Annotated in this window: 19 protein-coding genes and 1 tRNA gene; 1 reads left to right on the forward strand and 19 read right to left on the reverse strand. The window is 29.5% G+C overall.

All coding sequences use genetic code 11. From position 1 onward, the window contains the following. Positions 1–63: 63 nt before the first annotated feature. The 6 genes from HW275_RS06730 to HW275_RS06755 form a co-directional block, all read right to left on the reverse strand. Positions 64–1,890, reverse strand: a complete 1,827-nt coding sequence (locus HW275_RS06730; protein ID WP_178935804.1) for a peptidylprolyl isomerase — start codon at positions 1,888–1,890, stop codon at positions 64–66. Positions 1,891–2,085: 195 nt separating this feature from the next. Continuing rightward, complete coding sequence (locus HW275_RS06735) at positions 2,086–2,634, reverse strand: GerMN domain-containing protein (protein WP_178935805.1); 549 nt, start codon at positions 2,632–2,634, stop codon at positions 2,086–2,088. Positions 2,635–2,754: 120 nt separating this feature from the next. Next, a complete protein-coding gene (locus HW275_RS06740; RefSeq protein WP_178935806.1) occupies positions 2,755–3,879 on the reverse strand; it encodes an N-acetylmuramoyl-L-alanine amidase in 1,125 nt (374 codons plus the stop codon). Between the two features lie 48 nt (positions 3,880–3,927). After that, entirely contained in the window at positions 3,928–4,194 is a 267-nt protein-coding gene (gene yajC / locus HW275_RS06745; RefSeq protein ID WP_178935807.1) for a preprotein translocase subunit YajC, read from the reverse strand. Positions 4,195–4,484: 290 nt separating this feature from the next. After that, positions 4,485–5,687, reverse strand: coding sequence for a phosphoglycerate kinase (gene pgk / locus HW275_RS06750; RefSeq protein ID WP_178935808.1), 1,203 nt, complete (start codon positions 5,685–5,687; stop codon positions 4,485–4,487). Between the two features lie 260 nt (positions 5,688–5,947). Next, a complete protein-coding gene (locus tag HW275_RS06755; RefSeq protein ID WP_178935809.1) occupies positions 5,948–6,544 on the reverse strand; it encodes a GNAT family N-acetyltransferase in 597 nt (198 codons plus the stop codon). 199 nt (positions 6,545–6,743) lie between these two features. Between HW275_RS06755 and HW275_RS06760 the strand changes: the two genes are divergently transcribed. Further along, the gene (locus HW275_RS06760) at positions 6,744–7,490 is read left to right on the forward strand and encodes a phosphatase PAP2 family protein (protein ID WP_178935810.1); all 747 of its coding nucleotides are present in this window, start codon (positions 6,744–6,746) and stop codon (positions 7,488–7,490) included. Positions 7,491–7,643: 153 nt separating this feature from the next. On the opposite strand, the gene HW275_RS06765 is transcribed toward HW275_RS06760, so the two are convergent. The 13 genes from HW275_RS06765 to HW275_RS06825 form a co-directional block, all read right to left on the reverse strand. Beyond that, positions 7,644–7,720: transfer RNA gene (locus tag HW275_RS06765), tRNA-Arg, on the reverse strand. Positions 7,721–7,745: 25 nt separating this feature from the next. Further along, positions 7,746–8,003 (reverse strand): 50S ribosomal protein L28, encoded by a 258-nt coding sequence (gene rpmB / locus HW275_RS06770; RefSeq protein WP_178935811.1) that lies wholly within the window; start codon positions 8,001–8,003, stop codon positions 7,746–7,748. A 319-nt stretch (positions 8,004–8,322) separates the two neighbouring features. After that, entirely contained in the window at positions 8,323–8,709 is a 387-nt protein-coding gene (locus tag HW275_RS06775; protein ID WP_178935812.1) for a nucleoside triphosphate pyrophosphohydrolase family protein, read from the reverse strand. A gap of 200 nt (positions 8,710–8,909) precedes the next feature. Next, positions 8,910–9,509, reverse strand: a complete 600-nt coding sequence (locus tag HW275_RS06780; RefSeq protein ID WP_178935813.1) for a hypothetical protein — start codon at positions 9,507–9,509, stop codon at positions 8,910–8,912. 114 nt (positions 9,510–9,623) lie between these two features. Then, a complete protein-coding gene (locus tag HW275_RS06785; RefSeq protein WP_178935814.1) occupies positions 9,624–10,391 on the reverse strand; it encodes a Bax inhibitor-1/YccA family protein in 768 nt (255 codons plus the stop codon). Positions 10,392–10,641: 250 nt separating this feature from the next. Continuing rightward, the gene (thrS, locus tag HW275_RS06790) at positions 10,642–12,552 is read right to left on the reverse strand and encodes a threonine--tRNA ligase (RefSeq protein WP_178935815.1); all 1,911 of its coding nucleotides are present in this window, start codon (positions 12,550–12,552) and stop codon (positions 10,642–10,644) included. Between the two features lie 273 nt (positions 12,553–12,825). Further along, positions 12,826–14,907, reverse strand: coding sequence for a protease Lon-related BREX system protein BrxL (gene brxL, locus HW275_RS06795; protein WP_178935816.1), 2,082 nt, complete (start codon positions 14,905–14,907; stop codon positions 12,826–12,828). A gap of 42 nt (positions 14,908–14,949) precedes the next feature. Next, positions 14,950–17,481 (reverse strand): BREX-1 system phosphatase PglZ type A, encoded by a 2,532-nt coding sequence (gene pglZ / locus HW275_RS06800; protein ID WP_178935817.1) that lies wholly within the window; start codon positions 17,479–17,481, stop codon positions 14,950–14,952. A gap of 86 nt (positions 17,482–17,567) precedes the next feature. Further along, positions 17,568–18,170, reverse strand: coding sequence for a GNAT family N-acetyltransferase (locus HW275_RS06805; RefSeq protein ID WP_178935818.1), 603 nt, complete (start codon positions 18,168–18,170; stop codon positions 17,568–17,570). After that, positions 18,148–18,330: a hypothetical protein gene (locus HW275_RS06810; protein ID WP_006805581.1), complete on the reverse strand. Its 183-nt coding sequence runs from the start codon at positions 18,328–18,330 to the stop codon at positions 18,148–18,150. The genes HW275_RS06805 and HW275_RS06810 overlap by 23 nt, the downstream gene beginning before the upstream one ends. A 98-nt stretch (positions 18,331–18,428) precedes the next feature. Further along, entirely contained in the window at positions 18,429–18,830 is a 402-nt protein-coding gene (locus HW275_RS06815) for a hypothetical protein (RefSeq protein ID WP_178935819.1), read from the reverse strand. 120 nt (positions 18,831–18,950) lie between these two features. Further along, the gene (locus HW275_RS06820; RefSeq protein WP_178935820.1) at positions 18,951–19,826 is read right to left on the reverse strand and encodes an S-4TM family putative pore-forming effector; all 876 of its coding nucleotides are present in this window, start codon (positions 19,824–19,826) and stop codon (positions 18,951–18,953) included. Beyond that, positions 19,819–20,805 (reverse strand): nucleotidyltransferase, encoded by a 987-nt coding sequence (locus tag HW275_RS06825; protein ID WP_178935821.1) that lies wholly within the window; start codon positions 20,803–20,805, stop codon positions 19,819–19,821. The genes HW275_RS06820 and HW275_RS06825 overlap by 8 nt, the downstream gene beginning before the upstream one ends. Between the last annotated feature and the right edge of the window lie 7 nt (positions 20,806–20,812).

A 20,812-nucleotide genomic window follows, 5' to 3' on the forward strand; every position in this document is an offset into this window, starting at 1 on the left:
TTTTTAAAATAAAAACTGCTCCAAACTTTTTTAGTATTTGAAACAGTTTCCAAAATTTATATTTTATATAATTTCTAATTGTTTATCTGCATATTCGTGTGCAAGTTCCAGTCTTACACGCTCTTTTGAATTTTCAAACGTAGCTTGTGTAAATGGTATTTCAGATGTCTTAGTTATTAAATAGTATCCTGTTGCATCGTTTCTGTCAAGAATTCCGTTTATTTGCAGCGCAAATATCTGATTCATTAATTCATCATTTTTACCAATTCCAGGAATTGCATCCGATTTAACCATTTTTTTGAATCTTTCCTTAACGCTGAATTTATATTTGTCCTGTTTTTCCACATTTTCAAAAGTTGTTTTTTTACTTTCAATTTCAGCTTTTAAAGCCTGAACTTTTTTAACAACTTCCTGTTTAGAGGCTTCGGAAATAACTGGTGTTATTAAAATATGGCTAACTTTTGCAACATTGTCATTGTTTGCATCTTTACTTTGAATGTAAATAATGTGGTATCCAAATTGCGTTCTGATGGGTCCCACAATATCTCCAGCCTTACCTTTTTTAACTGCATTTGCAAATTCTGGAACAAGCTGTGATAAATCGGCTGTTTCTCCTAGACTTCCACCATTGTTCGCAGAACCGGGATCTTTTGAAAATTCTTTGGCTTTAGCTGCAAAATTATCTTTTGTTGTTGTCTTCATAATGTTTTCAGCCTGTTTTTTAGCCGCTTCAAAGTCATTTTCGCTAGCCTGATATTCTTCTCCGATTACATATCCCCCAATGCTGTTTGGAGTATTGTAGCTGTCCTTTTTAGCGTTAAATCTGGCTTGTAATGTCGCATCATCAGGTTTATAGGTATCTATTAGATAATTATAGTATTTTTGCGAATAATCTCTTAACTGATCTACTCCCACTAAATCGGCATCAGCTTTTATTCCAGCTGTTTTAGCCTTATTAGCAATTTTTACAAATTTGTCCAAGTTTACCTTTAATGTAGCTTTTAAATCATTAACCAGCTTGTCTGAATATCCTTGCTGTGTTTGTGAAACTGCATTTATAAGCTGTTCATTTAGTGATTCGTTTGTATATTTATATTCTCCATTTTGTGCCACAACAGCTGTCATATTAGTGTACATTTTTTCAAAATCTTTGTTTTTAAATACAATTTTAGCCTTTTCCTTGGCTTTTGCAAGATATGAATTTAAAATCATGATATCTTTATCCTGAGTCATATTTTCTTTAATTTGATCTTTCACATCTTCAAAATCCTGATTTAAAAATGCCTGAGTATATTTATTTCTCTCATATGCTTTTTTTATTTCTTCATCTGTAATTTTATCATTTGAAAATAATTTTTCTCTCATTTTTTCAATCATTTTTTGATCTTTTATCATCTTTTTAAATGAAGTGACATTATATCCGACAGATCTTAAATATTGAGCAAACTCCTGTTTTCCCAAACCTGACTGTTTTTGATAAGTTTCAAATTCCTTACTCACAGTTGCCCCACTTATTTTTATTCCTAAATTTTTTGCCGATGAAAGCAAAATTTCCTTATTTATCATAAGCTGTAAAACATATTCATTAATAATATTATCTGGAACATTTTTCAAATTTTCAGCGGGTATTCCTGCTTGTGATAACTGCTGCATTTTTTGCTGATTTAAGTTATATAATTGATTTTTCAGTCCAAGACTTTCTCTTTCAAAATCATCCCGGTAAATCTTTGTTCCATTGACAGTTGCAATTACTTCCCTGTTGCCTCCTGCTGCGCCAAAAACATTATTTTTTAAAAATAATATCCCTGTAATAAGCATAGATATGCCAAATATTCCTATTATAATTGCAGAAGCAATCTGAATTGCCTTTTTATGCTCTCTAAATCCCATTATTTATCTTCCTTTCTATTGTCTTTAGTCATTTTAACATTATAGCACATAAAATACTATTTTTCTATTATTTTTTGAAGAAAAGCCGGTTGATCCAAAAAATAAAAGCTGCTTTAATATCAATAAAATTTTTATTAACATTTAAGCAACTCAATTTTTTTTTAGTATTTAACTGCTATTTCTACTAATATTTTTTTATCTTGTATTTGTTTCCCCGTCTATCTGAATTACAACGCTCTGAATATTAGGGAAATTTTTTAATATAGTATTTGTTACAGCCAGAGAAAATCCATTAAACAGTTCAGGATTTTTCTTTAGATTTGCAAATTGTGCATTTAATTTGACAACTGTCGTATTTACATTATCAATTCTAAGATTGTATGCGCTTCTAAATTTCATATCTTCTGAAATGTAGTCAGAATTTCTGATAATTCCATTTATAAAATCACCTTCTATCAGGTTTATTTGACGAGGGACTACGATTTCCCGTTCATTTACTGTTTTTGTAGAGGGATCGTAAACAAATATGGAAATTCTATTTTGAGTTTCTTCATCCTGAGTTGTTTCTTGCACCAGGTTCTTGTCCACCTCTACATGAATCATGCTTCTATGCTTTCTGTCATAGCGGTTTACAAGAACCACTGCCACTGTTACAAAAAAAAGCAATGCTACAAAAAGATTTTTTTTAAAGTTACTTTTTTTCTTTTTAGTTTTTTCCTCATTTAATTTTTCTTGTTTTTGCATAAATTTCTCCTAATTTGGATAATATACCCAATCCCCTTAATTCTAACTAATAAAATTAAAATATTAGGGATTGAATAAAAAATCAGAACATTTTAGTTTGATTTTAAAGTGTTTTATAAGTTATTTAAAGAATTTTCTTATTGCATCCCCAATAGTGCTTGCTGCTCTTTCCTGTCCTTCGGGTGTCAAGTATTGCGATAAATCGGAATAATTATTCATAAATCCTAATTCTACAAGTATTGATGGTGAATTACTTCCACGAAGCACCGCAAAATTTGCTCCAAAAACCCCTCTTCTTCTAAGTCCTGTTAAGTTTATAAGTCCGTCTAATACAGATTCTGCTATAGCTTGACTTGTTTTTTGATTTTTTCTATAAAAAATATCATTTAAAATAAAGTCTGAGAATGGTACATCTCCATAGCTTCCATCAACTTTATTTTCAAATTTAGCTACTTGTGCAGCATAACTTCCCTGATCCTTTTTACTAAAGTAAAATACTTCTGTTCCGTTTGCTGATGAGCTTGAACTTGAATTTAAGTGAATACTTATAAAGAAATCTGCATTTGCGTCATTTCCAATTTTAGCTCTTGTATCCAATGGTACAAAGAAATCTGAATCTCTTGTCATGATAACGTTATAATCTCGTCTTAAATTGTTAGCCAGTCTTGTTGCTACCTGTAATGCTATATCTTTTTCGTTATACCCGTTTCCTCTTGCTCCTGAATCATGTCCGCCATGTCCTGGATCTACAATTATCGTATATTTTTTATTTCCTCTTGTGGAACTGCTTGGCTGTCTTTGAGTTTGTGTTTGTGTTACTTGTGCATTGTTATTTGATTGTCTTTGTGTCGCTGTGTTTCTTGATACTTGTCTTGATGTTGATTGTCCACCACCGAGTGTTACTTGGAATTCTCCATTTTTACTTACGACTTGATAAGTTACAGATGGTTTTAAGTACACATATACTACTACCATTCCATTGCTTTGAACTGTATAAACTTTGCTTATATACTGATCATCTTTATTGATAAGGGTAGGCACACCGTTTTCCATCTCACTGTTTGGAAAGCTTAACATCAGTATGTCTTCGTTTTCTAGTTTTGTAACTGATGCATTTGGCATAATTTGCTTATTTTCTCTAAATGTCCCTATAACTTTTCCATTGCTGTATGATACATTTTTTAAAGTGTCAGAAAATGTAACTGCACTTATGAAAAGTAACAAAAATAATAATATTTTTTTCATTTTTTCCTCCTAATTTTTTTGCTTAAAATTATTATCTAATACCATATTTTATTTTTTTTCTAATCTGTCAATTGCAGATTTTAAAACTTCCATTCTGGCATTTTTATCTATTTTCATTTCCACCGACTGCTCATAGATATTTGTAATGCTGCCTTTAATACCTCCAACTGTTATTATCTTATCTCCAACTTTCAAACTTTCCAGCAATGCCGCCTTCTGCTGCTTCTTTTTCTTGTTTGAAAAATACGTTGGTAAGATTAGTACTGCCATAAATGCCACATAAATTAATATTACTCCTATTGCATTTTTGTCCATCTTTATTTTGTATAATGAAATTTATAATTTTTGAAATTACAAATTTAACTTTATACTTTCCTCCTTCTTTAATTTTAAAATCAATTTTAATTATAGCATAATTTAAGTTATGTTTCAATTTTTAAAAAAATTATTTTTTAGTTTTTTTTGAAATTATAGAAAAACTTTTCTAAAATTAAACCTAAAAAAAATAGCTGCCTCAAAAAATTAATTTCAAGACAGCCATTTCGTGATTAAAATGAAAAAATTATTTTTAGTTAACTAAGTTAATAGTTATTTTAAGTTAGTTATTATTTTTCTGAAATTGCATCTACTCCTGGCAATACTTTTCCTTCCAAGTATTCAAGTGATGCTCCTCCTCCAGTTGAGATATGTGAGAATTTGTCTGCAAATCCTAACTGGATAGCTGCTGCTGCTGAATCTCCACCACCGATGATTGTTTTAGCTCCAGATAATTCTGCGATTGCTTTACATACACCGATTGTCCCTTTTGCGAAGTTTTCCATTTCGAATACTCCCATTGGTCCATTCCATACTACAGTTTTAGCACCTTTTAAAGCTTTTTTGAATAATTCTACAGATTTTTCACCTATGTCTAATCCCATCCATCCATCTTCAATATTATCTACAGAAACTGTTTTAAATTCTGTATCATTTTTGAATTCTTTTGCTACAACTGTATCAATTGGCAATAACAGTTCAACATTTTTTTCTTTAGCTTTTTTGATTAATGAAGCGGCTAATTCCACTTTGTCAGCTTCTAGTAATGAAGAACCTGTGTTTTTACCTTCAGCTTTTAAGAAAGTGAACATCATTCCTCCACCGATAATTACTTTATCAGCTTTATCCAATAAGTTTTCGATTACACCAATTTTATCAGAAACTTTTGCTCCACCTAAAATAGCGACTAATGGTCTTTCAGGATTGTCAACTGCTCCGCCGATAAATTTGATTTCTTTTTCTACAAGGAATCCTACTGCTGATTCTTTGATGTTTGAAGCAATTCCTACGTTTGAAGCGTGCGCTCTATGTGCAGTTCCAAATGCGTCATTTACGAAAACATCTCCAAGTGATGCCCAGTATTTTCCTAATTCAGGATCATTTTTAGATTCTTTTTTACCGTCCAAGTCTTCAAATCTAGTGTTTTCAAACATTAAGATTTCTCCGTCTTTTAATTCAGCAACTGCTTTTTCTAATGCTGCTCCTCTTGTTTCAGGAACGAATTTAACAGGCTTTCCTAAAAGTTCTTCCAATCTTTTTGCAACTGGTGCTAAAGTTTTTGAGGCTTTGTCTGCTTCTTCCTTAACTTTTCCTAAGTGAGAAAATGCGATTACTCTTCCGCCATTTTCCAAAATATATTTTAAAGTTGGAAGCGCTGCTGTAATTCTATTATCATTTGTAATAACTCCATCTTTTATTGGTACATTGAAGTCAACTCTTACTAATACTTTTTTTCCTTTTACATCCAAGTCTTTTAAAGTTTTTTTAGCCATTCCGTTATATCCTCCTAAATTTATTAATTAAAAATCATTTCTTTCTACTTGAATTATACCACTCTTTAAGCTGATTTTCAAGTTATTTAATATACAAACTTAAAATATTCTCAAATCCCCTGAAATAAGCCATAAACAACCTTTTAAATTTATATTTTAATTATAGACAAACCTTAATTTGGCTGTACATTTGAGTTCTTTCAAAAAAAATTAATTTATTTAATTTTTTGGGCAGAATAGTCATAATTTTTAAAATAGTTTTAATTTTTTTGTGATTCTAAAATCTTCTTTATTTTTAATTTGTCAATTTCTGATATTTTTTTAACTGGCTCAGGATTTTTGGAATAAAGATTTATGTCCTTTTCAAACCAGGTAACGCCAATCCATTGTCCAAATTTATATCCAGTTTTCTCAAAAAACGCAACCTTTTTAAATCCAAAATAATTATGAAGATTTTCGCTATTCTCGTTAGGATAAGTTACGAGTCCATAAACATTTACAATATTCTGCAATTTCAATATTTCAATTAAGATTTTATACAGGTGTTTCCCGATTCCATTTCCGGCAAACTTCCCATCTGTATAAACCGAAAGCTCCGCATCCCACTGATAAGCAGCTCTAGTCCAGATCCTATGGGCATAGGCATACCCAGCAATCTCATTTTCATATTCACACACAATATATGGATATTCCTTTAAAATTTCACTTATTCTTTCTTTAAATTCCTCAACCGAAGGCACTTCATACTCAAATGTAATCGTAGTATTTTCAATATATGGCTTATAAATTTTTAAAATTTTGCTGGCATCTTCTATACCTGCAAATCTAAAAATCAGCCTCTCTTTTTTTAATTTCATTTTTAACACCTCAATATTTTCAGCTTTTTTTTTGAATTTTTTATGATTAATTATAATTTTTTTACAGTTACATGAAATATATTAACACTTTTTCAGATTAGTTTCAATAAAATAGATTTTTTATTTGCTCTTGACATGTATTAAAAACACGGTATAATTTTATTAAGAAATATTTATTATGGGAAAAGGAGGTTCAGATATGAAAAAAACATTATTAATTAGTGCATTTTTATTTGCAAATTTAGTTTCATTTTCTGCAGGAAAAGGAAATGATGTAACGACAAAACCGGCTGTCTATTTTTTGAAAAGTTCACAAGTTGTAAGCAGCTATGATTTATTGCCGCCTCCACCAGCAGTTGACAGTATTGCTTTTTTAAATGACAAGGCTCAGTATGAAAAAGGAAAATTGCTTAGAAATACTGAAAGAGGAAAACAGGCATATAATGATGCGCAAGTAGAGGGGGATGGAGTGCCTCGTGCCTTTTCTGAAGCATTTGGATACACAATTTCAGCTCAGACAACACCTGAAATTTTCAAATTGGTTACAAAATTACGTGAAGATGCAGGAGATTTGGCAACAAGATCTGCAAAACAGACATATATGAGAATACGTCCATTTGCATACTTTAAAGAGTCAACTTGTCGTCCAGAAGACGAAGCAACTCTTTCAACAAACGGTTCTTACCCATCAGGGCATACTTCGATTGGTTGGGCTACTGCATTAGTTCTGGCTGAAGTAAATCCTGCAAGACAAAGTGAAATTATAAAACGTGGTTATGAAATGGGGCAAAGCCGTGTAATTTGCGGTTACCACTGGCAAAGCGACGTCGATGCAGCCCGTGTAGTAGCAAGTACAGTTGTTGCAACACTTCATTCAAACAGTGAATTTAACGCCCAGCTAGCTAAGGCAAAAGCAGAATTTCAAAGATTAAGCAAAAGAAGATAGCATAGAAATAAAAAAAATATTTCTTAACTTGTAAAAATGTCTTGTTATAAAAAGATATTTTTAAAATAAATTTAAATTGAACAGGAATTAAAAAAGGGCATCAAATGTGATGTCCTTATGTTTTTTTATTTAGTTGAATAATTTTTATAAGAATGGCGTACCCGTGAGGAATCGAACCCCAAGCCTTCTGATCCGAAGTCAGACGCTCTATCCAGTTGAGCTACGGGTACACACAAAAAAGTAAGTTATAAAAACTTACTTTGCTAATGCTTTTAATATTTTAGGGCTTAATGTTTCCTTGTTTTTTAACAAGATTTTTTTAACTTGATCGTTATTTTTCCCTTTTAATGTTTTCATTGCTTTTGTACAAACTCTTACTCTAACTTCTTCGTTGTTGATAGTTAAAAGCATTGTTTGTAAATTAGGTCTCCAAATTCTTTTTGTAGCTTTATGAGAGTGACTTACTCTATTTCCATGGCTTACTGTTTTTCCAAAAACTTCACATCTTTGCATTTTATTCACCTCTACTAAATAATCTTAGTAGTTCTCCTTTCATCTTTATTTTTTTAAACAGCCATTTACTGTTTTTTATTATAATATATTAACTTAACTATTTTAGAAAAATCGTTATTCAGTTAAAATTATTTTTACATATCGAAATTTATTTTATCATATTTTGCAAATTTTTACAAGTTATTATCAGCATTTTTTCCTTTCTAATAAAAAAACTTTAAAAGTAAACTCAAAAATTGTGATTATTTTACTTAAATTTTAAATTTATATAGTTATCAGGCAAGTCTAATAAAAAAAATAAACAAGTATTGCAATATTTTTATTTTTGAAAAAATTGTTTTAAATTTGGTGGAAAATAATTTGGCCCTTTTATTACCTTCCCATCTTCACGGTAAATTGGCTTCCCGTTTTCATCCAGTTTACTCAAATTGCTTCTATGAATCTCCTCAAACACATCCTCAATAACATCCTGCATCCCATGCTCAATTATCGTCCCGCAAAGGATATAAAGCATGTCCCCGAGAGCATCCGCAACTTCCACAATATCCCCTTTTTTAGCCGCTTCCAGATATTCCTCGTTCTCTTCCTTCATCAAGTCAAATCTTAATTTTTCCAGCCCATTTTCCAATTTTCCGATTGGCTTGTCAGAATTTCCAAGTTTATAAATTCTATGAAATTCCTCGACACATTCTATTTTTCTTTTCATCAATTTCTTCCTTTCTAAATATTTAAATTTTTTATTCTTAAATTCTAAATTATTTTGATTAATAATTATTTTTCCTTTTATAATTTTTAGTTTTTTTAACGCAGAAGTACCAAACGCCGTATCTTTGCCTCCCGCTTTACGTATAAAAAAAAGAGAGAAAATATAAAGCATAGAAAAATATCTATTAATAAAAAATTAGTCTATTTTATTATCAATATCAATAAAAGATATAAAACCACGACTTTTACAATATCAGAATACAGCATAACTACTGAAAGGAATCTTGTTTTTTCCAGAATTTCTGTATCGTCTGATTCTACTTTTTCAAATATTTTTACCTGTATATTTCTTATGTCTTTTTTTATTAGGAAAACTGCCAATATTAGTGTCAATACAAGCATTATTCCAGCGATAACAGGTTTTTGCCTGACAAAAAATGAAAGTTTGCTATAAAAAATTGCTAGGATTAGTCCCATTATTAGCGACAGGACTGTTAAGGCAGATTTCATATTTTTCTTTGGTTTGTTTATCAGTATTTTTGGAAAGATGAATGAGAACAGGATTTCCAATGCAAAGAGGACGATCAGGAATATTCCTTTTACATCGGGCAGTTCTAATTTTCTTATGGGCTGAACTATATTATCCAGTTCAAAAATCATGTAGTCCTTTAGTAGCGTGCACAATAAAATCGAAATTGCTATTCCTGAAAATATCCATATTCTGCCTGCTAAGATTTCGTCACTTATAAAATCTTGTATTTCTTTTGCTGTTTTATTGTCAATTTTTTTATTAGTTTTCAAAGTTTTCCCCTTTAATAAATAGAATAAGAGTTATTTCAGGATTGTGTGAACAGTTTTAATGTCAATAATCCAAAAATAACCCTTTATATTTTTATTAAATTATAATATTTGTTATTATCTTCTTCTTCCTAAAATTCTTAAAATGTATAGGAATAAATTTATAAAGTCCAGATATAAATTTAATGCACCGACAATTTCGATTTTGTTCAAAATTTCTGAATCTTCCTGAACTGCGTAAGTGATGATGTTATTTCTTATTCTGTTTACATCAACTGCAATGAAAATTGTAAAGATAATTACACCTATTACTGATATAAACAAATCAACTCCGCTACTTTGAAGGAAAATATTTATAATACTAACTAAAATTAATGTTATTAACCCAGCAATTAATATTGGTGTAAATTTTGTCAAATTTTCTTTAGTAAAATAACCATAAACTGCTAAAACGACAAATAATGTCAATGTTCCTAAAAATGCTGAAAATATAATTTCCGGAGCATAAATAAGCCCAATAACTGAAAGTGTCAGTCCATTTAATATCGAATATGCAACAAACATCATTCTTAATGTGCCTGAATTAGCTCTGTAAAGCAATGCTGTAAATCCGAATACCATAACTACTTCCAGAACAGCAAATACCCAATACATATTCAAAATTCCATAAGCAATCGGGCTTCCTGATTCCAGTCCGCTGTAAACGAGAAAACCTGCCCCTCCTGTCAGAAGAAGTCCCAGCACCATCCACAACATGCTTCCACGAACCTTTGAACTTACAAGTTTGTTTAAATCATCATAAGTCATCGTCATTTGTCCGTTATATTCGTTGTAATCGTCATTGTTGTGATTATAAGTTTCCAATTCATCATAATCATTTCTCATAAAAATCACCTCATTAGTTTAATCTTTTTTATTTTTAAAAATTAAATTTCTAAAAACTGTTTTATTTCAAGCAACTTGAATAATTTGTTATCAATTTTTGTAATATTTCAGATTAAAATTTTATATCCAAGCTATCATAGTATTATAACAATAAAATTTTAAAAAAGACTTTTATTTATCAGTTAAATCGCTTATTTTCGTTTTTTTGTTTGTTTAAAAACATAAATCTAAATTTAACATTTATATATTTTTATTTTGAAAACGGAACAACTGATTCCTGTTTCAATGTTTCGATAATTTCGTTAACTGATATATTTTTACTGTCTTGTGAACCAAATCTTCTTACATTTACTTCGTTGTTTGCAACTTCATTTTTACCGATTATTAATTGAACTGGTATTTTCTGATCTCCGTTTGCTTCCCTAATTTTGTATCCGATTTTTTCCACTCTTGTGTCAAGTTCCACTCTGATTCCTGCGTCTTGAAGTTTTGTAAACAATTCTTTTGCGAAAGGTGCCTGCTCGTCAGAGATTGTCAAGATTCTCGCTTGTACTGGTGCCAGCCAAGTTGGGAATGCCCCTGCGTAATGCTCGATTAAGATTCCGATAAATCTTTCCATACTTCCATACATTGCCCTGTGAATCATTACTGGCTCGTGTTTTTCCCCGTCTGCACCGATATAGCTCATTTCAAATCTTGCTGGAAGGTTAAAGTCTAACTGGATTGTTCCACATTGCCAGATTCTTCCGATTGAGTCTTTCATCTTAAAGTCGATTTTTGGTCCGTAGAATGCTCCATCTCCAGGATTTAGCTTGTAATTAATTCCTTTATGTTCCAAAGCTGATTTCAAGTTTGCTTCAGCCATTTCCCATATTTCGTCTGAACCTATTGCTTTATCAGGTTTTGTTGACAATTCAATGTGGTATTCAAATCCGAATACAGTATAGAATTTATCATATAAATCAATAATTTCGATAATTTGTTCCTCAATTTGTTCTTTCGTACAGAAAACATGGGCATCATCCTGTGTAAATGCTCTAACTCTCATGAGTCCATGTAAAGCTCCACTAAATTCGTGTCTGTGAACAAGTCCCATTTCTCCATATTTCAATGGCAAATCCTTGTATGAATGTAAATTATTCTTGTAGGCAATTATTGAACCCGGACAGTTCATAGGCTTTATTGCGTATTCTTTTTCATCAATTGTCGATGTATACATATTTTCACGGTAATTGAACCAGTGTCCAGAAATTTCCCACAGTTCCTTATCTAACATAATAGGAGTTTTTATTTCCTGATAACCTCTTTTTTTATGCTCAATTCTCCAGATTTCCTGCAATTTATTAAATAATTCCACACCTTTTGGCATAAAGAACGGGAATCCTGGTCCATGTTCGTCCACAAAGAACAAGTCAAGCTGTTTTCCTAATTTTCTGTGGTCTCTCTTTTCAGCCTCTTCCATCATTGTCAAATAGTCATCCAGCTCTTTTTTTGTCGCAAAAGCCACTCCGTAAATTCTTTGAAGCATTTTATTGTTTGAATCTCCACGCCAGTAAGCTCCAGCAGTTGACATTAACTTAAATGCTTTTAGGTAGCCAGTAGATGGAATGTGTGTTCCACGGCATAAGTCTATAAATTCACCTTGCTGATAGATGCTAACTTTATCTGCACCCAAATCTTCAATTATTTCAACTTTGTAAGTTTCACCTTTTTCAGCAAAGAATTTTTTTGCTTCTTCGGCAGTCATTTCACTTCTTTTAAATTCATAGTTTTCTTTTACAATTTTTGTCATTTCCTCTTCAATTTTTGCTAAATCTTCCTCAGTAAACGGTTTTTCAGGGTCAAAATCATAAAAAAATCCATTTTCAATAACAGGCCCTATCGTAACCTTTGTATTTGGGAAAAGTCTTTGCACAGCCTGAGCCATAATATGTGCCGCACTATGTCTTATAATTTCTATCCCTTTTTCACTTGTATTAGTAATTATTTCAATTGTTCCAGATTTATCAATAATATGAGATGGATCAACTTGCACACCGTCAATTATCGCCCCAACGGTTGCCTTTCCAAGACTGCTCCCAATACTTTTTGCAAATTCTACAACAGTCATAGGATTTTCCAACTGTCTTTTACTACCATCAGGCAAAATCATTTCTATCATTTCGATTCCTTCTTTCTCTCTTTTGTCAAATAAAATTAGGCTAGCAAGCCTAGTCGCATAATTATTTATTATAGTATAATTCTTGCTTTTTTTCAACCTAAAAATTTAAAACAGTGTAAATAAGTATTTGGAAACTTATTAGGTATGTTCGATAACTATGTGTAATTAGAACTTAATAAAACAAATATTTTGAAGAAAAGGATCTTGACCTCTTGCGGAAATAAAAAACTTAGGTTATTAAACAACATCTATTGTTAATTCTTTAAAAACTGATTATTCTACTCCTAAAGCTTTAAATACAGCATCTTCTGCCGTGGAATAGAATATCAGGTTGAAAGCTACGATTAAATCTGATGGTACAGATGCCAAATCTGATGCTGAAGTTATTGGTAGCAGTATCTTTTTTGCTCCTGAATCCAGACATACCTGTAATATATTTGCAAGTTCAGATACTTTTATTATCGTTCCACCTATACTTAAATTTCCTAAAATTACTGCACTTGAAACAACAGGTTTATTCAATGCAGCTGAACAGATGGCAACTAAAGTAGCTAATGTTAAATCTGAAGTCATTCCTATACCTTTCATGTCTTGATAGTTAACCACATAGTCATTATTCACTGTGCTTATACTTCCGCTTATGGATCTTCCATTAGCTTTTAAATATTTAAATGCTGTTTCAGCCGATTCTTTAGCATCCCTATTATTTCCCAATCCTGTTTTTTCAAATTTTCCTGTTCCTTTTGTTATCTGTGTTTCAATTTTAAACACTCCTATCATCCCATTTTTTCCATGAGAAACAGTATATAGGTGTCCTGCCTTTCCAATTCCTTCCGGAATAAGGCTTCCACTGCTCTGTTCAGGAACAGATACATATTCTTCATTAAAGTTATCATTACTGATATAGGAGAAATTTACATCATAAAATTCCATTCCTCCTATTTTTTTAAGCTGCTCTTTTACTCTTCTTCTCATTTCAAGCGAAAATCTTAAAATTTTCTCAACATCTCTCTTTTCAAATTTTCCATGAGGATAAATTAATTTTATCATTCCTGAAACTGTTCTTTTTACAGCTATAACATCCCTCTGATTTAACTGATTTCCAAGTCTAAAATATTTATCATGAGCATCTGAATATGAAATTTTACGTAATTCCCGCATTATTTCAGCATAGTAGTCTGTTATAAATCCATAATTGTCAGTAAAAAATTCAGGTCGGTATTTTGGAATTTCCCATCCTGGTAAGTAGCAATGCATTCTGTCTAAAAATGCCATATCTTGTCCCATTACATCTGGAAATGGATCAAATAAATGGGAAGTTTTTAAAAGAATATCTACACGCTGATTTATATTTCCAACAAAAACCATTCCTGCAGTAGCATTCTTTTCTTCCTTTCCTCTGGCAAATGAACCTGAAGCCATATAATCCTTCATTATCTGAACTCCATCCTGATCCTTGAATTTTATTCCAGCAACTTCATCAAATGCAACACAATCCCACAATCCTACCAGACCCATTGTTCCTTTTCCCATATTATAGAATAAATTTGCTACCGTTGTCTGTCCTCCAGATACAAGTATACTATTAGGGCTTATTTCCTTATATACATGTGATTTTCCAGTTCCACGAGGCCCTAATTCACAAAAGTTATAATTATTTTCTACTAATGGAATTAATCTTGCCAAGTGAAGCCATTTAACCCTTTCATTGAATTTATCAGGTTCCATTCCTGTACTTCTTAAAATAATGTCTATCCATTCCTCATCAGTAAAGTTTTCCCTCATCTGCTTAAATTCTTCAAAGTCAATTTCAGGCATCTGTACTGGTGTTAATTTTCTTATTGTGACTGGATTTCTATTCTTGTCTCCTTCATCATAAAAATATTCCATCTGGACTATACTCCAGATACCTCCTCCAAGCAGTCTTTCATATTTTGATGGATAAGCATCAGATATTGGTATCCCTTTTAATGCCAGATTTGAAAATTCCGCTTCGTATCTATTCTCTCTTAAGTTAAGTTTTACCGTAACTTTGTCTATTACAGTATAAGATGCATTTTCTCTTAATTTTGATTTTATTTTTTCTGATTCATCTGGTCTGACATAATTTTCAGCCAGTATTTTTTTAACTGTCTTCAATCCCTCTTCTATATCTTCATCATTTGTAGAAGAACAGTACATCCCTAGCAGATATTCCAATACATAAACTGGAACATTTGCTCCTTCTTTTATTTTCTTTGTCAAATCCTTTCTGACAATTTTTCCAGAAAAATATTTATATAATTTTGTATTTATTTCCTCTATGTTTTCATTTTGTTTTTCATCTGTCACTTTTCTATTATTTAGATCTTCCATCTTTTATTTTTCTCCTTATAGAAATTCTCAGAAAATTATATGCTAAAAGCCAAAATCATCTGCAAATAATACATCTATTATCATATTTTCCCTGATTTCTTCAATTTCAGATTCTTTATCCTTTACAATTAGATAATAGTCTTCATTTTTATTATATTTCTGATTTTTCAAGGTAAATTTAAACTTCTTTATTCTTTTTTTAGTCTCTCCTTCTTCACTGTCTGCCTTATAGCTTTCTATATTTGAAATTATATTATCATTGCCATCAGTAAAGAAAATTGCAAATTCTGAAGGTTTTATAATATCTGTAACAGCTTCCTTCTGTAAAAATTCCAATGAAATTGCAAGACTTGTTATTTTTCTTACTTCAGATATTAGACTTACCTTCACCTTTTCAGTATCTACCGCTCCTTTGGCAGTTCTAACTTTTACAACAGGAACTAACATTTCCTGCAATGAAATTCCTCCGTGATAGTAGTTCTGTCCGCCACCGCTTACTTTAAATATATTTGAAGTATTAGGAGAAAGTACTTTTAAAGTTTCTTTTTCATCGTTTAAAATTTCGGAAAGACCAATTTCATTTACTCCTATAATATCATAATCCTTTTCAGTAATTACATACCTCTTATTTATAATGTCATTTTCATCGAAAGAATTTTCTATTTTATCAAATTCCTCTATTTTTCTTCTTTTATAAATAAACCCATGATCTGAAGTAACTATTATATTGTTAATTGATTCTACTCTCAATTTTTTTATGAGGTTCATAATTCCATCCAAAGCCTCATGACATGCATCAAACACTTCATCTTCAGTATTTGCCTTATCACCTCTGGCATCTATCTGATTATGATATATATATACCTTCTTTTTATTCCTGAACATTTCCCTTACTTCATCTTTTGTAGCTTTAAAAACTTTATCAAAATCAAGTGCTACCGAATCTTCATCATATTCCTTCAGTATCTTTTCCCTTTTTACTCTATCGTTACATGCTTTTCCATCTACAAGTACTGTAAAATCCTTTTCAGCTGTTTTTATTTCAATTTTTTCATGTGGGAGCAGTGAAGCCATACCTAACTTCGTAATTGAAGGAAGTATGCTTATCTGACTTTCCAACTCAGCACTCATTTTTTCATCTTTGTTCATTTTTCCGACTAATTCTTTTGCTATTTCATATCTAAAAGCATCTGAAATTATTACTACAATTCTATTTTTATTTGTTTCCACATAATTCTTATAAAAATTTTTCTGTAATTTTATTTCTTCTGGAAGATTATTATAATCTAGAAGCTCATTAAACTTTATATTTAATGGATTCAGAAAATTATCTGTATATTTCAGTTCAATTATTTTTGCCAGTTTTTCATATTTTTCACTTTTTTCTACCAGCTTATCATAGTAATAATAAAACTTTCTGTAATATGTATCAATCCAATAATATTCATTGTCATATGTTTTTATTAATTCGTGTAGATTCCCAGAAAAATTAAATCCTGTATTTTTTATACTGTTATATGCATATTTTAATACTTTATATTCTATTTTTAGCTTGTCATTGCCATTATTATTTTCCTGTCGTAATTTTATTATCTCCATGATGGATTTATCCTGCAATTTTGCTGAAAAATTTTCATCACATATTCTTTCAGCTATCCATTCTGTTATCTTTTCATCAGGAAAATCAAAAATATCAAGCTCAAGAATATGTTCAGGTAAAATATTTTTAAAATATTTATCCTGTTTTATGTGTGAATATACTTCTGAAACAAGATTTTCAAAATCATTTTTATATTCAGAAATTTTTCGTAACTTGTTCAAAAATATTATAACTGTACTTTTTACATTTAATTTATTATATTTTTTTGGCATTTCCTTCGTAATTTTTTCAAATGTATAAGTCAAAAATATTCCAAGTAACAGTTTAGTTAAATTAGGTTCATCATCAATGTATCCAAACTGCAATCTGCACATATCCCAGAATTTTTCTTCAAGATTATATTTTCTAAATTCTGCAAGATATTTGTTTTCCTTTCTGTTGGCATCTGTAATTAAAATTCTTGTAATATCTTCAAAACCGTCAAATATTTCAGCTTTTGAACCAGTAATTGCCCTCATTAGGATGATTTCCATATCTTCTCTTATTGATGGTTTACTGTCATTAACCAGTTTTTCAAACTTTTCCCTTCGGTCCTTCGCTTCAAAAAACTTTCTATGCTCTTCCATTACTCCCTTGAGTTCATCGTCTATTTGAAAATTCTGAGCCATTATGGAAATCCAGTCTGTTAAAAACACCTTTGAATACATTATTGTATCAGCAAGATGATTTTCCCTATTTTCACTTCGTTTAAATGGAGCATATATTAAATAATTTGTTTCCTTTTCCTGTCTTTCAAGAAGCATTTTTGTTTTGAAAAGCTCATCCTGACGTAATACAAGCAGTTTTGCATTTTCCAGCTGCAATTCTTCAATTTCTGACAGAAATTCCTGTTTTTCATCATACCAGAAGACAAGTCTCCTTCCTTCTTTCTTAAATTCACTGTTAAGTGTATCTGTAATTTGTTCTAAATTCAATTTTCTCACTCCATAATTTTTATATTTTTAAATAAAAAAGCCTCAATTATCTTTTTTGATAAAAGAGACTTATAAAACCTTTATTTTTAAAAATTATCTAACCTTAGTATCATTGTTCTTAATTTATTTTCTGAACTAAATTCTTTTATCAGATTAAATCCATAATTTGAATAAAATCTTATTAGTGAACTATTGTCTTCACATTCTAACCATAAATATTTCGTATTTATAATTTTTTTCACAATTAATAATAATTCATGTGCCAATGATATTATTTCATTACCTGTTATCATATTTTTATCAGAAATATTATAATTTTTCCCTATTTGTGCCAGCAAAAAACTATTCACAACATAACTTCCATCTTTCAATCTTCTTCCACTCTGTGAAAATCTTTTCTGTTGTGTCTTACTAAGATTAAGAAAATTTTCTTTTTCAATAATTAAACTTTTATTTGCAAATGTAAAATACTCCAATATTTCCGTTCCCTCTTTATTGTAAATAATATGTGTCGCAGAAAGTGATTTTTTCTCAAAATCTATAGCTTTATTATGTAGAAAATCCTCAATACTATTTCTATTTCTACTTTTAAAAGTCTTTAAAATTTTTTCTTTTATAAAGTCATCGTCTTTCAATTTTTCTCTTAATTTCTGCAACGATATAGTTTCACTCTTTTTCCTTATATCCAAAATTCTTTGCTATCCTCAAAATTTCTTCTGGGTCATCTACAATTTCAAAATCAACATCAAGTTTTTTAACTTTCTTTTTACTCTCCATTGCTTCCAGTACTTCATCTGCATATCTTGCAGGAATTCTCAAAGCATCAAGTAATATACTTTCTGTAGCCATAATTACCACTCTCCCTTTTTTAACTCTATTTTCATTTTTATGATACCATATCTATTTTAGAGTGTCAATTAGATTTCAATTTTTTTCCAAATAACCTCTTATTTAATACACTTATACACAATAACATTAATAATACAAAATATCACTAATATTAAATAAAGTAAAAATCTATTTTTATCAAAAAATCTCGTATCTCCACCTGTTTTCTTTATATTTTCTGACATTCCAATTTTAGAAAATTCAAAATAAATCCAGCTACCTAATGTTGACCAGTAAAAAGAAATAATTCCTTCCGATTCAAGCATTATGTAAAACCAAAACTGATATATCATATAAATTATTAAACCTAAAGTAAGAAACAACATCTCATTTTCTTTTCCTGTATCCTCTTTCGTTTTCTTTCTAAAGTATTCCATAATATAAATTATGCCTAAACCCAGACCACCTGTAAGAAATACAGAAGCCATTAAAATTAATCCCATAATTAAATTTATAATCATTTTTAATTTCCTTTTCTTTAATAATAATTTAATATTTTTTTATGTCTCTTTTATTTAATTGCCATTGTCCTTTTTATCTCCAATGTTGCATAATTTCTTAGATAAATTTTTAAGTACTAATCATTGATTTATATTTTTGGCAACATTATCTTCTCTTTCTTGATTTTTTATATGATTTATTTTATAAAACCAATTTGGAATTTTATATATTTTTTTTCTTAATTCAAAAATTTTATTTTGTAAATCTATTAATTTATCATAATTTTTTATTTCTATTAGCTCTTCTTCTATTATTCTACTCATTTTATTTATGATTTCAATTTTTTGTATATCATCATTTAAGTTATTTACAATGCTATGTAAATAATTTAAAAAACTTGGAATCCAAAGAATCAGCTTTAAAAAATTCTCATCTAATAAATTATTTATAAATATTGCTATTAAAATCAGAATTATATATACGCCATAAAGTGCTATATTACAAAGCATTTTATAATTTTTTATTTGCTCTAAATTCCAACTAATATTTTCTTTTTGAGAATAAAATATTTGTAAAATAGCCTCTTTTTTAGAATAATCACTATACCAATTTTTTACTTTTTCTTTTTCGATTTTTTTTTTGTCTATTTTACTAATTTCTTTTGATATTTCAGTTTTTCCTAAAAGTTTTCCCCATTTTTTTAAATTCTCATTTGTTACAGTACTATATAATTTTACATCAATATATTGTTGTATTTCTGCAGCTCTATTTTTTAATTTATTTGACATATTATTTATAAAACTATTAATAAGCGGTATAGATAATACCAAAACAACGTATAGTTTAAACATAATTATATTATTTTTAAATATACTAAATAAAGGAATAAGTATGATTGTAAATATAAATTTTACCATTCCCCATTGTTCTGATATACCATACAACTCTCTTTGTCTAACCAAACATTTTAATATTTCACCTTCATTTTGTAATTCATATATACTTTTATTATTCATAATCAGGAAAATCCTCTCCAAAAATCTCTTTCCATTTTTTTATTGATTTTTCATATTCTTTATTCCGTTCATATTCTATTGCTTCTGTAGCTTTTTCATAATGTTTTAAAGTTTTCTCTTTAATTATCTCTTTTTCATCATTTGATAAAGTATTTATATCTTCTTGTATTTCTTTCATATCTTTAACTATAAAAAAAATATTGTTTGAAATATATTGTAACAAATTCCTAAAATCTAAATCAACAAAACCTTCTAATCTTCCTTGTTTTTCACAAAAATTAATAATCATAGTTTCTAAAAGATACGAGGATATTTTATGACCATTTTCCTTATTCCATTTTTTAGCTAATCTTATTAATTCAAGAACTTTCCCATTAAACTTCTGATTAACTTCCGTAACTTTTTCCTTATCTTTTCTTGGATCTGTTTTTTTCCAATTTCCACCTCCATTTGGAATTAAATAATAATTTTTTCCATTACTTTCTTCTACTGTAATAAAACATGGAACTATATCAAAAGACCAATCTTTCGATATTAAATTCAATACTACAGCTTCAGAACGTCTATTTATTTCTGATTTTTTATACTCTCTAACATCTTTTAATTTGGTTTTAAATTTTTCTATAACTTTTATACTATTTAGAGTTCCATCAAGATTACTGCATTCTTTTTGATATTCATAAGACATATTTGCATTTATTTTAACATTATCCCAATTATCATTTGAATAATAAGTTGCTCCTGCTCCCATTAAACCTATCATTAAATCAATATCATCTAATTCTCTACATTTCGTTTTTCTTGCAAAAGAACCGAATTGTATATTTATATCTTTGTATAAATCAAAAAAATTATTTCCACTAAATTCTTGTATATTATCCAATAAATTATCTCTACTCTTTCTAGCTTTTTTTACCAATTCAGAATCTAAATTAACTTTTTCTTTCATGAATTTATCAAATGCTTCACTTACTGTCATTTATTAA

The sequence above is a fragment of the Leptotrichia sp. oral taxon 223 genome (assembly GCF_013394795.1).
Taxonomy (GTDB): domain Bacteria; phylum Fusobacteriota; class Fusobacteriia; order Fusobacteriales; family Leptotrichiaceae; genus Leptotrichia.